14 protein-coding genes are annotated in these 13750 nt (G+C 57.6%); 9 read left to right on the top strand and 5 right to left on the bottom strand.

Annotation, left to right across the window (positions count from 1 at the left end):
- The first annotated feature begins 26 nt into the window (after positions 1–26).
- Positions 27–725, top strand: coding sequence for a CDP-alcohol phosphatidyltransferase family protein (locus AC1QQ2_RS01355; RefSeq protein WP_479711790.1), 699 nt, complete (start codon positions 27–29; stop codon positions 723–725).
- On the opposite strand, the gene AC1QQ2_RS01350 is transcribed toward AC1QQ2_RS01355, so the two are convergent.
- Together AC1QQ2_RS01350 and ileS are read right to left on the bottom strand one after the other, a co-directional pair.
- Positions 722–1138 (bottom strand): GNAT family N-acetyltransferase, encoded by a 417-nt coding sequence (locus AC1QQ2_RS01350; protein WP_479711789.1) that lies wholly within the window; start codon positions 1136–1138, stop codon positions 722–724. The genes AC1QQ2_RS01355 and AC1QQ2_RS01350 overlap by 4 nt on opposite strands.
- Positions 1139–1183: 45 nt before the next feature.
- Positions 1184–4081, bottom strand: a complete 2898-nt coding sequence (gene ileS, locus AC1QQ2_RS01345; protein ID WP_479711788.1) for an isoleucine--tRNA ligase — start codon at positions 4079–4081, stop codon at positions 1184–1186.
- A 316-nt stretch (positions 4082–4397) separates the two neighbouring features.
- Between ileS and AC1QQ2_RS01340 the strand changes: the two genes are divergently transcribed.
- Complete coding sequence (locus tag AC1QQ2_RS01340) at positions 4398–4808, top strand: group III truncated hemoglobin (RefSeq protein WP_479711787.1); 411 nt, start codon at positions 4398–4400, stop codon at positions 4806–4808.
- Here AC1QQ2_RS01340 and AC1QQ2_RS01335 read toward each other — a convergent pair.
- Positions 4805–5872, bottom strand: a complete 1068-nt coding sequence (locus AC1QQ2_RS01335) for a YeeE/YedE family protein (RefSeq protein WP_479711786.1) — start codon at positions 5870–5872, stop codon at positions 4805–4807. The two genes, AC1QQ2_RS01340 and AC1QQ2_RS01335, sit on opposite strands and share 4 nt — an antisense overlap.
- 144 nt (positions 5873–6016) lie before the next feature.
- Here AC1QQ2_RS01335 and AC1QQ2_RS01330 point away from each other — a divergent pair, with 144 nt between their 5' ends.
- From AC1QQ2_RS01330 to AC1QQ2_RS01320, 3 genes are all read left to right on the top strand, one after another.
- A complete protein-coding gene (locus tag AC1QQ2_RS01330) occupies positions 6017–7249 on the top strand; it encodes an MFS transporter (RefSeq protein WP_479711785.1) in 1233 nt (410 codons plus the stop codon).
- A gap of 12 nt (positions 7250–7261) precedes the next feature.
- The gene (locus tag AC1QQ2_RS01325) at positions 7262–8140 is read left to right on the top strand and encodes a 50S ribosomal protein L11 methyltransferase (protein WP_479711784.1); all 879 of its coding nucleotides are present in this window, start codon (positions 7262–7264) and stop codon (positions 8138–8140) included.
- A 110-nt stretch (positions 8141–8250) separates the two neighbouring features.
- Positions 8251–8619 (top strand): hypothetical protein, encoded by a 369-nt coding sequence (locus AC1QQ2_RS01320; protein ID WP_479711783.1) that lies wholly within the window; start codon positions 8251–8253, stop codon positions 8617–8619.
- Between the two features lie 80 nt (positions 8620–8699).
- On the opposite strand, the gene AC1QQ2_RS01315 is transcribed toward AC1QQ2_RS01320, so the two are convergent.
- Positions 8700–8909 (bottom strand): DUF1127 domain-containing protein, encoded by a 210-nt coding sequence (locus AC1QQ2_RS01315; protein ID WP_105234691.1) that lies wholly within the window; start codon positions 8907–8909, stop codon positions 8700–8702.
- Between the two features lie 317 nt (positions 8910–9226).
- On the opposite strand from AC1QQ2_RS01315, the gene ruvC reads away from it, so the two are divergent.
- From ruvC to ruvB, 3 genes are read left to right on the top strand one after another with little or no spacing between them, the layout of a single operon-like run.
- Entirely contained in the window at positions 9227–9736 is a 510-nt protein-coding gene (gene ruvC / locus AC1QQ2_RS01310) for a crossover junction endodeoxyribonuclease RuvC (RefSeq protein ID WP_249945406.1), read from the top strand.
- Positions 9733–10386, top strand: a complete 654-nt coding sequence (gene ruvA, locus AC1QQ2_RS01305; RefSeq protein WP_479711782.1) for a Holliday junction branch migration protein RuvA — start codon at positions 9733–9735, stop codon at positions 10384–10386. Before ruvC ends, ruvA begins: the two co-directional genes overlap by 4 nt.
- 3 nt (positions 10387–10389) lie before the next feature.
- On the top strand, positions 10390–11406 hold the full coding sequence (ruvB, locus tag AC1QQ2_RS01300; protein ID WP_479711781.1) for a Holliday junction branch migration DNA helicase RuvB: 1017 nt from the start codon (positions 10390–10392) through the stop codon (positions 11404–11406).
- Positions 11407–11434: 28 nt separating this feature from the next.
- Here the strand turns inward: ruvB and metG are convergent, their stop codons facing one another.
- Entirely contained in the window at positions 11435–13147 is a 1713-nt protein-coding gene (gene metG / locus AC1QQ2_RS01295; RefSeq protein ID WP_479711780.1) for a methionine--tRNA ligase, read from the bottom strand.
- Between the two features lie 137 nt (positions 13148–13284).
- Here metG and AC1QQ2_RS01290 point away from each other — a divergent pair, with 137 nt between their 5' ends.
- Entirely contained in the window at positions 13285–13743 is a 459-nt protein-coding gene (locus tag AC1QQ2_RS01290; protein WP_249945409.1) for an outer membrane beta-barrel protein, read from the top strand.
- Positions 13744–13750: the final 7 nt, after the last annotated feature.

The raw sequence follows: 13750 nt of genomic DNA, 5'->3' as shown, positions 1-13750 counted from the left end.
GGGTTGCTTTCGGTCATTTAGCCCGAATGACACTTTCACACAAAGCCCTCGGCGTTCACCTTCTCACCGCAACTGGCGCAGTTTTTGCGATGCTCGCGATGCTCGCTGCCGTCGATGGCAATTGGAGCTTGATGTTCCTATGGCTGGTCGTCGCGTTCTTTGTGGATGGGATCGATGGGCCGTTGGCGCGGAAATACGATGTCAAAACCAATAGCCCGATCTATGACGGCGTGCTGTTGGACCTGATCATCGATTACCTGACCTACGTCTTTGTGCCCGCCTACGCGCTGTTTAAACATCCAGAGATGTTGCCGGGGTGGACAGGCTGGGTGGCGATCATGGTGATCACCTTTACCTCGGCGCTGTATTTCGCGGATACCCGCATGAAAACAAAGGACTATTCGTTCTCTGGTTTCCCGGGGTGCTGGAACATGCTGGTGCTGGTCGTCTTTGCGATCCGCCCTGATTATTGGGTGATCCTAGGCCTCGTGGTCGTGCTGGCGATCGCGATGTTCTTGCCGATCAAATTCGTTCACCCGACGCGCACGGCGCGCTGGCGGCTGGTCACGCTGCCGATGGCACTGGCATGGACAGGGTTTGCAGGATGGGCCGCCTGGGTCGATTTCCATCCCGAAAGCTGGGCCCATTACGGGTTGGTGATCACCTCGATTTACCTGATCGCGGCAGGCGCTATGCAGCAGGTCGTTTACGGCAAAGACGGTTAAAGCGGTTTTGTCATAAGGCGGTGCGGGATACCTGCATCGTCAAACTCTGGCCCCTCAGCGGTAAAGCCCAGCTTTTCATAAAACGGAATGGCGCTAACCTGTGCATCAAGGCGGGCTTCGGTGAAGCCTTTGTCGCGGGCGTGATCGAGTAGCGCCTCCATCAGCCGTTTGCCCAAGCCCGTTCCTCGCGCCTCTTTCATCACTGCTACGCGTTGCACCTTGGCATAGCCACGATCAAGCAGGCGTGCGGTCCCCATCGGGACCCCATCCAGACGCGCGAGGAAGTGGGTGCATTGGTCCTCTAGATCATCCAGTTCCAGCTCTGGCGGCACGTTCTGTTCGCCCACAAAAACGGTGGTGCGAATGTCATAGCAGGCCTGACGGTCTGCGGCTGTGGTGACGATCGTGATCATATGGTTCCCCGTTGTGAAAAGGGCGCCCGAAGGCGCCCCGATCTATTAGCCCAGTGCCGCGTCACAGCGTCCGCAGACGCCCGCGTTGCTGTGGGTGCCAACGTCTGGAAGGATTTTCCAGCAGCGTTCGCATTTCTCACCATCCGCCTTTTCAAAGACGACGGCCACGCCCTCAACTTCGCCCATGCGGAAGGCTTCAGCAGGGGCAGGGTCGTTTGTGAGCATAACGCCAGAGGTGATGCAGAGGTCGTCAAACGCAACGGTTTTCAGCGCCTCGAGCACGTCCTTGTCGTCAACGTGGACGACAGGCGCGGCCTCAAGGCTTGCACCGATGACCTTATCGCGACGCTGGATTTCCAGAGCAGCGGTCACGACGCGGCGCACCTTGCGGATGCCAGCCCATTTCGCAGCCAAGGCTTCGTCTTTCCACTCTGCGGGTGTTTCTGGGATATCGACCAGATGCACAGACGCGCCGTCCTCTTTGTGACGCTCGAGCCAGACCTCTTCCATCGTGAAGACGAGGATCGGGGCAAGCCAGGTGGTCAGACGGTTGAACAGGATGTCGAGAACCGTGCGCGAGGCGCGGCGGTTCAGGGTATCGCCATCACAGTAGAGCGCATCCTTGCGGATGTCGAAGTAGTAGGCCGACAGGTCCACGGTCGCAAAGTTAAAGAGCGCTTGGAATACGCCTTGGAAATCGTATTCAGCATAGCCCTTACGAACGACCTCATCCAACTCAGCCAGACGATGCAGCACCCAGCGTTCCAGTTCGGGCATGTCTTTCGGATCAACACGGTCGGCCTCTGTGAAGTCGTTGAGCGACCCCAGCATAAAGCGCATGGTGTTGCGCAGACGACGGTAGCTGTCGGCCACGCCCTTGATGATTTTATCGCCGATGCGAAGGTCAGCGGTGTAATCGGATTGTGCCACCCACAGACGCAGGATGTCTGCGCCGTATTCGTTGCAAACGTCTTCGGGGGCGACGGTGTTGCCGATGGATTTGGACATCTTCATGCCCTTTTCATCCAACGTAAAGCCGTGGGTCAGAACGCCCTTATAAGGTGCGCGTCCTTTGGTGCCGCAGGCCTGAAGCATGGACGAATGGAACCAACCGCGGTGTTGGTCGGTGCCTTCGAGGTATAGGTCCGCAATGCCGTCTGCGGTGCCGTCTTCACGGTCACGCAGAACGAATGCGTGGGTCGAACCAGAGTCGAACCAAACGTCGAGCACGTCAAAGACCTGTTCGTAGTCGTCAGGGTTCGCATCGTTGCCGAACACGCGCTCTTTGAAGCCGTCGGCATACCAAACGTCGGCGCCACCCACTTCGAACTCCTCAGCGATACGGGCGTTGATCGCCGCGTTGCGCAGGAGGAAATCATCTGCGGTCGGCAGGGTGTCTTTCTTCACAAAGCAGGTCAGCGGAACGCCCCACGCGCGTTGACGCGAGAGAACCCAGTCAGGGCGCGCTTCGATCATCGAATAGAGGCGGTTGCGGCCCGTTTGCGGGGTCCATTTCACCAGCTGGTCGATCGAGGTCAGCGCGCGTTCGCGGATGGTTTTGCCATAGGTGTCCTGACCATCGTTCACGTCCTTATCAATGGCTGCAAACCACTGCGGCGTGTTGCGGTAGATAACAGGAGCCTTGGACCGCCACGAATGCGGGTAGGAGTGTTTCATCTTGGCCTTACCAAACAGCGCGCCCGTGTAGGCCATCTGTTTGATGTTCGCGACGTTTGCGGGACCCTCTTTGCCATCGGGCAGGATCACATGCATGCCGGCAAAGATCGGCAGGTCAGCGCGGTAAGAGGAATCCTCGGTCACGTTGTAGGTCATCGGCAGGCCGAATTTCAGGCCGAGCTGATAGTCGTCGTCACCGTGCGACGGCGCGGTGTGAACGAAACCTGTACCAGCCTCTTCGGTCACGTGATCGCCCGGCAGCATCGGAACGTCATAGTCCCATTCGCCGTTGCCGTCCTCAACGCCACGATACGGGTGCGCGAGGATCATGCCTTCAAGGGCATCAGCAGCGACATCACCAACCTTTTCGAACGCAGTGACGCGAACGCCCTGCATCACGGACTCGGCCAGCGAATTGGCAAGGAGAACAACCTCGCCAACGGTCGCGGCAGAGTGTTCGTGAACTTCGGTCACTTTATAGAGGCCGTATTTGATGGTCGGGCCATAAGCGACAGCGCGGTTCTGCGGGATGGTCCACGGGGTGGTGGTCCAGATCACGACGGTAAAGTCGTCGCTCGATACCTTTTCGCCACCCACGACAGGCTTAAACCGCACCCAGACCTGATGGCTGGTGTGGTCGTGGTATTCGACCTCAGCCTCGGCCAGCGCGGTTTTCTCAACAGGCGACCACATCACAGGTTTAGAGCCCTGATAGAGCGTGCCGTTCATCAGGAGCTTCATGAACTCTTCGGCGATCACACGTTCCGCGTGGAAGTTCATCGTCAAATAGGGATCAGCCCAGTTGCCTGTGATGCCCAGACGTTTGAACTCTTCACGCTGGATGTCGATCCAACCTTCGGCGAACTTGCGGCATTCCTGACGGAAGTCGACAACGTTCACTTCGTCTTTGTTCTTGCCCTCAGCGCGATATTTTTCTTCGATCTTCCATTCGATCGGCAGGCCGTGACAATCCCAACCCGGAACGTAACGTGCGTCTTTGCCCAGCATCTGCTGCGAACGCACGATAAAGTCCTTGAGGATCTTGTTCAGTGCGTGACCGATGTGCAGGTGGCCGTTCGCATAGGGAGGGCCATCGTGCAGGATGAACGGCGTGCGGTCAGATTTTTCACGAAGGCGATCGTAGATGCCGATCTCGGCCCAACGGGCAAGCCATTCAGGCTCGCGCTGCGGCAGGCCAGCACGCATCGGGAATTCAGTTTCTGGCAGGTTCAGGGTGTCTTTGTAGTCAGGTGTGTCGGCGCACATGGTGGCGTCCTTTTCACGAAAATTCGGTCAGGATGGGTAGGATCGGTGCGAAGTCTCAGACACCTTAGCCCGGCCGCTCTGGTTTCAGAGAGCCGGGTTCGTAATTCGAATAATGATCGGGTTACGTGCCTTCATGGGCGGCTTATAGGACGGGCGGGAATTGGCGTAAAGTCTATGTGGCCACCTGACTAAAATTGCCGCATCTTGTTCTTTGTCAATGAAGGCTCAGAGTGGCTTTGCTAGACTTAACCATGTGGTCGGTTGTGCGTTGGGGCTGATCACCGATTGGGGGTTTCCGACGTCGAAAGGACGGGCCATGTCGTTACTGTCGCCCCGTTTCCCGATCTCTGAGCAGGAGGTCGAGTTGGTTGTTCACGAATTCTACGCCGTCGTGCGGACCCATCCCGGATTGGGACCCATCTTTAACAAGCACGTGACGGATTGGACGGCCCATGAGGCCAAGATCGTCAATTTTTGGCGCAACGTGATCTTTTTCGACAAGGTCTACGACGGCAATCCGATGCGTGCGCACATGCATGCGGGCGACGTGCGTCCGCAACATTTCGACGTGTGGCTCGGTCTGTTCGACTCGGTTCTGCGGCGTCACCTGAATGCGCTTCAGGCTGCGGCGTGGTCAGAACTTGCCCATCGCATCGGGCGCGGATTGCGGATAGGCGTTGAGGAACGTCACCGTAATACAGAGTGTGCGCCGCGGCTCGTTGGTTAAAGTTCTGATACGCGCGCGATGCGCTGATCAAGTAGGAAGTCGGTGATCATACCGCCGATCCAAAATGCGGTCAGCGCGAGCCATGCGGTGCCTGCAAAGATAGACCCGCCCGTCACGCCTGCGCCAATAGCACAGCCGCCTGCGAGCATCCCGCCAAATCCCATGAGCGCCGCCCCCGTGAGGGACCGCCGCATATTGGCCTCGGACTCAAAACCTTGGAATTTGAACTCTTTGGTGAGGACAGAGGCGAAGAACGCCCCGATGAATACGCCCGGAACGAGGCCTACTGGGAATTCCAGAACGGCGTTTCCACTATCGAGAAGGAACATCAGCGTATTGGCTGATGGGCCTGTGAATGTGGCGCTTTCGATCGGGTAGGGATCAAAGGCCACGCGGCTCAGCGCAGTTGTCAGCGCCCAGCCCAGCGCCACGGCAAAGCCAACACCCGCGCCAAAGATCAGGCGGCTTGCCCCGATGCGGTTCTTGCGGGCGATGATCAGCGCGAGGACGGCTAGCATCAAGCCAAAGGACAAACCGCCCCATTCTGGCAGGTGCAGCGCGGATAAAAGGTCCACGTTGCGTCCGCCTGAGGTGATCCATTGCGAGGCGATCCAGTCGCGCGGCGCCTTGAGCCAGCCGCCCATCGTCATCTGCGCCACCACGGCAAAGACCATGCCCGATACCAAACTGCGCAGGTTCCCCGTTGCGGCCAAAACCAGCAAACGTCCCGAACATCCCCGCGCCATGATCATACCGACGCCGAACATCAGACCGCCGACAATTGCGCCTGACCAGCTTCCGGGGATGGCCATGATGCGTGCCTCGGGAATATCGATGTAGCCCAAGAGGCCTGCCGCTTGCACCCAGACGACAGCCGTTGAGAAGGTCAGCAGCCAGACCGCGACCTTGTCCCCCATCTGGCGGCGGGCAAATTCTACCGTCGCAGCGCGGAGGCAAAACCGCGACCGTTGTGCGGCCACGCCAAAGGTGATGCCCGTGATGATCCCCATCAACAGAGCCGTGCGGCCTTCACCCAAAGTTTCGACGATGGACAGAAAATCCATATCAGCCTCCCCGCTGCGACGCCTCTTTATACATATGAATGTCTGAATACTGGACTCTGAAATACGAAATCTTTGACCCAGATCAGACAGGACGGGGCGGTAAAATCACTCGCCATACCCCATAAAAAGGCGTATCGGGCGGGTATGAAACGCATTTTCCCTTTGAATGACGCAGACCAGTTGCCCCTTTGGCGACGCCCGATTGCGTTATTGTTCCTGATGGCGATGGGGATGCCCGTTGCGTTTTCGATCTGGTCGGCGCTGTTGAACAACTTCGTCGTAGAGGTCGCCAACTTCCAAGGCGACGACATCGGCCTATTGCACACCGTCCGCGAAATCCCAGGGTTTCTGGCTATCGGCGTGATTTTGATCCTGATGGTGATGCGCGAACAGGTGCTGGGCCTTTCTGCGCTGTTGCTTTTGGGGGTGTCGACGGCGATGACGGCATGGTTCCCGACCTTGGGTGGCATCCTGATGATCACCACGTTCAGCTCCATCGGGTTCCACTATTTCGAGACCGTGAACCAATCGCTCCAGCTCCAGTGGATCGACAAGGCCAAGGCCCCGCAAACGTTGGGCTGGTTGATGTCTGCGGGATCAGCGGCAACCTTGGTTGCCTATGTGCTGGTCGTCATGACTTGGAAGAGCTTTGATCTGTCGTTCAACACGGTCTACCTCATGTCGGGCGGCTTTACCGCGCTGGTCGCGATCTACTGCATCGTCGCCTTCCCACAGTTCGAAGCCCCGAACCCCCAGATCAAGAAATTCATCCTGCGCCGTCGGTATGGCCTTTATTATGCGCTGCAATTCATGGCGGGTGCCCGTCGGCAAATCTTTGTCGTCTTTGCGGGCTTCATGATGGTCGAACGGTTCGGGTTTGAGGTGCATGAGGTCACAAGCCTCTACCTCGTTACCCTGATCGCCAACATGCTGATCGCGCCCGTGCTGGGTAAGGTCGTCCATCTCTGGGGCGAACGCCGTGCCTTGGTGTTTGAATACACGGGCCTGATCTGTGTGTTCTTGGCCTATGGCGGCGTCTATTGGTTCGGTTGGGGCGTTGCGGTCGCGGCTGCGCTTTATGTCGTGGATCATATCTTCTTTGGCCTCGCGCTCGCGCTGAAAACCTATTTCCAAAAGATCGCCGATCCTGCCGATATTGCACCGACCGCCGCTGTGGCCTTTACGATCAACCATATCGCGGCTGTGTTCCTGCCTGTGCTGTTGGGGCTTTTGTGGCTCTATTCTCCTTTCGCCGTTTTCATCCTTGCGGCCTGCATGGCGTTTGTTTCGCTTTGCCTATCGCTTCTTATCCCGCGTCATCCTATGGCTGGGCATGAGACTGTTTTCACGCGGCCCGTCGCCGCTCCTGCTGAATAAGACGATACGAACATGACTGACCTGACCTATTCCGCCATCGCTGTTGTCCCCTCTCTCGAACAGGCAGAGGCGCTGGCCGCCGATTGCGAAAACCTGTGGCCAGAACCAACTGGCGTTGGCAGCTTTGAGATCGAGGATGGTTCGGGCCTCTTCGAAGTCGCGGTCTATTTCGTCGAAGAACCAGATCGGGCGGGGCTGGCGCTGTTGTCGACGATGCATGGCGCAAAGGATTTTGTGATTTCCGAAGTGCCGCAGATCGACTGGGTCGCCCATGTGAAACGCGAATTGGCTCCCGTTGAGGCAGGTCGTTTCTTTGTCTACGGCAGCCATGATGCGGATAAGGTCCCAGAGGATCGTATTGCGCTGCTGATCGAAGCAGCGATGGCCTTTGGCACGGGTCACCACGGCACTACGTTGGGATGCCTGCGCGCCTTGGATCGTTTGGCCGACGAAGGCTACGCACCTGCACGCACCATCGACGTGGGCTGTGGCACGGCTGTTTTGGCGATGGGCGCTGCGCGTCTCTGGCCTGACACCGTTGTTCTGGCATCCGACATTGATGCCGTCGCCGTTGAGGTCGCCGAAGCCAACCTATCCGCCAATGGCATGTCGGGCAGTGTTCTGTGCATTGAGGCCGCAGGCTTTGACGCGCCAGAGATTGGCGCCGCTGCGCCCTATGATCTGATCTTTGCGAACATCCTGAAAGGTCCGCTCATTGCGATTGCCCCCGATATGGCGCGCCATTCGAAATCGGGCACCGTCTCGATCCTGTCTGGCATTCTGAACGAACAGGCTGATTCTGTGCTGGCGGCGTATCAATCGCAGGGGTTTGGGTTGAAAAATCGTGAATCTATCGGCGACTGGACAACATTGACGCTGATTTTTGAATAATGTTTCCAAATTAGGGTCGGAATGGTCCTAAATTGGACGAAGTTAGCAACTAATTTTATCAGAATATTAGGTGTTTTTGTGCGGTGGGGGCCGCGTGCGAGGTAAATCCTATGTCTGATAATAAGGCGACGTTTGATGCACGTCTGAAACAATTAGAGCGGACCTATCAGGTCCGCTTGGCCAATGGTGTCGACCATGTGGTCCAAAATGACGGGCTGATTGTTGCCCGCGCCCGCCGTCGTGCGCCACGCATCCCTTACGCGGGGATTTTCACGATGCTTGTCGCGCTTGTCGCATTCAAAGTGATCGTGCTGATCTATCTGGGTGAAACGGGGTATAACCAACGGATCAACGCGATGCGTGACGGCAATGCGATTGACCGCGCAGGCGCGTGGATCATGCAATCAGATGTCGTGAGCCGCACCGTGGCGTATGAAATTAAGCGCACAGTCAATAACGCGTGGGGCCTGCCGCATTAATCGGTGCCCTGTGCAACGCAAAAGGCCACCTCTCGGGTGGCCTTTGTCGTATCGTCAATGACGCGTCTGGTTGGGGCGGATTAGAACGATCCAGTGCGAGCGAAGTTGTAGATGTCGCCGCGGTTCAGACCGATGTCATTCAATTCACGATCGGTCAGTTTCTCCAGAACGCTCACGGTCTTGCGAGATTCGTTCCAGAGCTGAATGCTGGTGATCACGTTGTAGACGAACGAAACGGCCTGATAGGCCAGACGCGGTGTGTACGCGGTGGTGGTGTCAACCATAGCCATAGCTTTGTCCTTCATGGGTCGGGTCGCCGCAGTGCAGCGATGTTGTCTTGATGATCGCCATGTAGTTGCGGAAAAATTCAAAAGCGATAGTCGGTTTTGCATAGTTCTTATGCGTTTTTGGAATGCCTTATTTTTAGACAAACGGCCTTGTTTTTAAGCTCCCAATTTCGTCGCGACTGAAATTTGAAGTGTCGTTTTTAGGGTCGTTTTTGCGCCCTTCGCAGGTGCGGCATGAAAATCTGCTTAATATTGCGACTTGGCGTTTGTTCTCTTTTTGTGCTACTTGTGACCGAAAGAGCATACAAAAAGGAACAGGCATGCGCGTCATCGGCATCGATCCGGGGCTGCGAAACATGGGGTGGGGAATCATTGATGTCTCTGGCTCGCGTCTTTCGCATGTCGCCAATGGGGTCTGTAAATCGGATGGCGCTGCGGATTTGTCGGACCGCCTGTTGTCGCTCTATTCCCAACTGACTGAGGTGTTCGCGAGTTATCAGCCCGATGCGGCGGCGGTCGAACAGACCTTTGTGAACAAAGACGCGGTCGCCACGTTGAAACTGGGGCAGGCGCGGGGGATCGCGCTGTTGGTTCCTGCGCAGGCTGGGTTACGCGTCGGGGAATATCTGCCCAACGCCGTGAAAAAGGCGGTGGTCGGGGTAGGTCACGCGGATAAGAAACAGATCGACCATATGGTGCGGCTGCAATTGCCTGGTGTGAAAATCGCGGGCGCGGATGCGGCGGATGCCTTGGCGATTGCCATTTGTCATGCGCATCATTGTCAATCAGCGGGCCATCTGTCCCGCGCTATCGCAAAGGCTGGCGTATGATTGGAAAGATTTCGGGGATCGTAGACTACAAAGGTCTGGATCATGTTCTGATCGACGTGCGCGGTGTTGGCTATATCGTCTATTGTTCCGACCGCGTGATGGCGACGATCCCTCCGATTGGTCAGGCGGTTGCGCTTTACACTGATCTTCTCGTCCGCGAGGATTTGATGCAGTTGTTCGGCTTTTCGACCTTGGTGGAAAAGGAATGGCATCGTCTACTGACGGGCGTTCAAGGCATCGGACCGAAAGCGTCGCTTGCGATCCTTGGCACCCTTGGCCCCGAAGGAGTGAGCCGCGCGATTGCGCTAGAGGATTGGTCCGCAATTGCCCGCGCCAAGGGTGTCGGTCCGAAAACCGCACAAAAAGCCATTCTGGAACTCAAAGGCAAAGCGCCGAGTGTCATGGCGATGACGGGCACGGAGGCCACTGTTTCTGATGACGTGATCGAGGCTGAACCCGCACCAAAACCCCGCGCCGCCCCGCCCAAAGCGTCGAGCGCCCAGCCAGAGGCGCTATCGGCCTTGCAGAACCTCGGGTATTCGCCCTCTGACGCGGCGGGCGCTGTGGCGCAGGCGCTGAATGACATGCCCGACCTAGATACCAGCCAGCTCATCCGTGCGGCGCTGAAACTCCTAGCCCCGAAAGGCTAACCGATGGACCGCACCGAAGAACTGACGCCGGACCGCAAACCCTCTGACAACGATCGCGCGCTGCGTCCGCAGGGGCTAGATGAATTTATCGGTCAGGCCGATGCGCGGGCGAACCTGCGTGTGTTCATTGAATCCGCGAAAATGCGGGGCGAGGCGATGGACCACACGTTGTTCCACGGTCCTCCGGGGCTGGGTAAAACCACGCTCGCGCAGATTATGGCGCGTGAGTTGGGCGTGAATTTCCGTATGACCTCTGGTCCTGTCTTGGCCAAGGCGGGGGATCTGGCGGCGATCCTCACCAACCTTGAGGCGCGGGACGTTCTGTTTATCGACGAAATCCACCGCATGAACCCAGCGGTTGAAGAAGTGCTCTATCCCGCGATGGAGGACTATGAGTTGGACCTCGTCATCGGCGAGGGGCCAGCGGCGCGGACTGTTCGGATCGAACTCCAGCCCTTTACGCTCGTTGGGGCGACGACCCGTTTGGGGCTGCTTACCACCCCGCTGCGCGACCGTTTCGGCATCCCGACGCGGTTGCAGTTCTATAACGTTGAAGAGTTGCACCAGATCGTCACCCGTGGGGCGCGGCTGCTGGGTGCGCCTGCGGATGATGACGGGGCACATGAGATCGCGAAACGCGCTCGTGGAACGCCGCGTATCGCGGGCCGTCTGTTGCGCCGTGTCGTCGATTTTGCCGTGGTCGAAGGGAATGGTCGTGTCACCCGCGAAATCGCGGACCGTGCGCTGAACCGTCTTGGGGTGGATACGCTCGGCCTTGATGGCGCGGACCGTCGGTATATGCGCCTGATGGCCGAAAGCTATGGCGGCGGGCCTGTTGGGATCGAAACCCTCTCTGCCGCTCTGTCCGAAAGCCGTGATGCATTGGAGGAAGTGATCGAGCCATATCTTTTGCAGCAGGGTCTCATTCAACGGACCCCGCGCGGACGGATGCTCACACAGAGCGCGTGGCGGCATCTGGGGCTAGAAGCCCCACGCAGCCAACAGGACATGTTCGATTAAGAAAGCCCGCCGTTTGGCGGGCTTTCTATTAGGTGCGGACGCCAGCAAAGCGTTCTTGCCACTCTTCGCGTTCCTCATCCGTGATTTTGCGGAAGAGGTTTTCGGGAACGGCAAATCCGTGACCAGCGGGCAGGGCGTTTAGCGCTGCGGCCACATCGTCAGGCCATGCGCTGTCGTCGGATTTCATCGCAGCGAGCATCGCATCAGAGGCATCAGGGATGAACGGCGCGGATAGGATCGCGTAGAAACGGATCAGGTTCAGACCGAACCGAACCTGCGCGGCAGCGGTTTCTGGGTCTTCCTTAAAGGTCGACCAAGGGGCTGCGTCTTGCAGGTATTCGTTGCCGATTACCCAGATCGCCCGCAATTCACTCGCAGCTTTGCGGACTTCGATTGCATCCATAAAGCCCTCATAGGCTTTGAGGCGTTCGGTCAGGGCCGCAATAACTGCCGCTTCTTTTTCGCCAAATTCGCCGCCAGCAGGGACTTCTTCGCCGAATTTGGAACGGCAGAATTTGGTGATACGGCTGACAAAGTTGCCTAGAACGTCAGCGAGGTCTTTGTTCACCGATTGTTGGAAGTTCTCCCACGTGAATTCAGAGTCCGACGATTCAGGGGCGTGCGACAAAAGCCACCAGCGCCAGTAGTCCGCAGGCAGGATTTCCAGCGCCTGATCCATGAACACGCCACGACCGCGCGAGGTCGAGAACTGGCCGCCATCATAGTTCAGGTAGTTAAACGATTTGATGTAATCGACGAGCTTCCATGGTTCGCCCGAACCAAGGATCGTCGACGGGAACGATAGGGTGTGGAAGGGCACGTTATCTTTGCCCATGAACTGGGTGTAGGTCACGTCCTCTGCGCCTTTGTCGGTGCGCCACCAGCGTTCCCAATCCGCGCCTTTGCCCGCGTCGACCCATTCCTGTGAACAGGCGATGTATTCGATGGGCGCGTCGAACCAAACGTAGAAGACTTTGCCTTCCATGCCCGGCCAATCTTCGCCGCCCTTTTTCACGGGAACACCCCAGTCGAGGTCGCGAGTGATGCCGCGGTCCTGTAGGCCGTCACCGTCGTGCAGCCATTTTTTCGCAATCGAGGTCGTCAGAACGGGCCAGTCTTTTTTGCTGTCGATCCACGCGTCCAACTGATCCTTCATCGCGGTCTGGCGCAGATAGAGGTGTTTGGTTTCGCGCATTTCCAGATCGGTTGAGCCAGAGATGGTCGAATGCGGGTTGATCAGATCCACAGGGTCGAGCTGTTTTGTGCAGTTGTCGCACTGGTCGCCGCGCGCGCTGTCGAAACCGCAGTTCGGGCAGGTGCCTTCGATATAACGGTCAGGCAGGTAGCGGCCATCGGCGTGGCTATACATCTGGGTCTCGGACACTTCGCGGATCAGATCGTTTTCGGCCAGTTTCGCCGCGAAATGCTGGGTCAGCGCGTGGTTCTGTTCGCTCGACGACCGACCAAAGTGATCGAATGACAGGCGGAACCCTTCGGCGATGCGGGCCTGAACCTCGTGCATCTCTGCGCAATACTCGGCCACGGGCTTGCCAGCCTTGGCTGCTGCGAGTTCCGCAGGGGTGCCGTGTTCATCGGTCGAGCACAGGAACAACACTTCGTTACCGCGACCACGCTGGTAACGGGCAAAGAGGTCAGCGGGGAGCTGCGAACCCACAAGGTTTCCAAGGTGTTTGATCCCGTTAATATAGGGAATTGCCGAGGTGATCAGGTGTCTTGCCATTGTTCTATCCTATGCGCGGTTATCCGCCTTTTAGCGGGGCATCGTGCGGGACGCCAGCGCCTAAGGACTCTTCCTTATGATCTCAGGTTGGCGTATTATTCGCGTCAGAGCAGTTCATTAAAATCGGGAACAACCCAATGAAAACCCTTCTCCTCTCTGCAGCCCTCTGCTGCGCAGGTGCATTTGCCTCGGCACAAGACATTTATGCTGGCGGCGCCTTTGATTATGCGAACCCCCATTCGGGCGACGCGAGCCTAGGTATCACCGTTTTGGGCGGTATGCGTTTCGGCGCTGGCGCTGTCACGTTCGGCCCCGAAGTCGACTACAGCCTGACCAATGATGGCGACTACGGTGCGCTGCGTCTGCGTGCGATGGCGCGTCATGACACGGGCGTGATCGCTCTGATGGGTGGTCTGGGCTACACCAACTATGACCTCGACAGTGGCGGCAGCGCGGATGGCCTAAACTTTGGCCTAGGCCTCGACTACGAGATTGGCGCAAAGACCGATCTGCGTGTCGAAGTCATCCGCGACATGATGGATAGCGGTCAGTCTGATGTGACCAACATCCGCGTCGGCACGACCTACGCATTTTAATACAAAC

This window comes from Aestuarium sp. (assembly GCF_023253315.1).
Lineage (GTDB): Bacteria > Pseudomonadota > Alphaproteobacteria > Rhodobacterales > Rhodobacteraceae > Marivivens > Marivivens donghaensis.
Note: the sequence above shows the minus strand (reverse complement) of the source record. Positions and strands in the feature narration are given on the sequence as shown.

Excerpts from the sequence above, each read along its gene's own strand:
- AC1QQ2_RS01340 (WP_479711787.1), top strand. The coding sequence starts at position 4,398 with ATGTCGTTACTGTCGCCCCGTTTCCCGATCTCTGAGCAGGAGGTCGAG.
- AC1QQ2_RS01325 (WP_479711784.1), top strand. The coding sequence starts at position 7,262 with ATGACTGACCTGACCTATTCCGCCATCGCTGTTGTCCCCTCTCTCGAA.
- metG (WP_479711780.1), bottom strand. The coding sequence starts at position 13,147 with ATGGCAAGACACCTGATCACCTCGGCAATTCCCTATATTAACGGGATC.
- ruvA (WP_479711782.1), top strand. The coding sequence starts at position 9,733 with ATGATTGGAAAGATTTCGGGGATCGTAGACTACAAAGGTCTGGATCAT.
- ruvB (WP_479711781.1), top strand. The coding sequence starts at position 10,390 with ATGGACCGCACCGAAGAACTGACGCCGGACCGCAAACCCTCTGACAAC.
- AC1QQ2_RS01290 (WP_249945409.1), top strand. The coding sequence starts at position 13,285 with ATGAAAACCCTTCTCCTCTCTGCAGCCCTCTGCTGCGCAGGTGCATTT.
- AC1QQ2_RS01330 (WP_479711785.1), top strand. The coding sequence starts at position 6,017 with ATGAAACGCATTTTCCCTTTGAATGACGCAGACCAGTTGCCCCTTTGG.
- AC1QQ2_RS01315 (WP_105234691.1), bottom strand. The coding sequence starts at position 8,909 with ATGGCTATGGTTGACACCACCACCGCGTACACACCGCGTCTGGCCTAT.
- ruvC (WP_249945406.1), top strand. The coding sequence starts at position 9,227 with ATGCGCGTCATCGGCATCGATCCGGGGCTGCGAAACATGGGGTGGGGA.
- AC1QQ2_RS01320 (WP_479711783.1), top strand. The coding sequence starts at position 8,251 with ATGTCTGATAATAAGGCGACGTTTGATGCACGTCTGAAACAATTAGAG.
- AC1QQ2_RS01350 (WP_479711789.1), bottom strand. The coding sequence starts at position 1,138 with ATGATCACGATCGTCACCACAGCCGCAGACCGTCAGGCCTGCTATGAC.
- AC1QQ2_RS01355 (WP_479711790.1), top strand. The coding sequence starts at position 27 with ATGACACTTTCACACAAAGCCCTCGGCGTTCACCTTCTCACCGCAACT.
- AC1QQ2_RS01335 (WP_479711786.1), bottom strand. The coding sequence starts at position 5,872 with ATGGATTTTCTGTCCATCGTCGAAACTTTGGGTGAAGGCCGCACGGCT.
- ileS (WP_479711788.1), bottom strand. The coding sequence starts at position 4,081 with ATGTGCGCCGACACACCTGACTACAAAGACACCCTGAACCTGCCAGAA.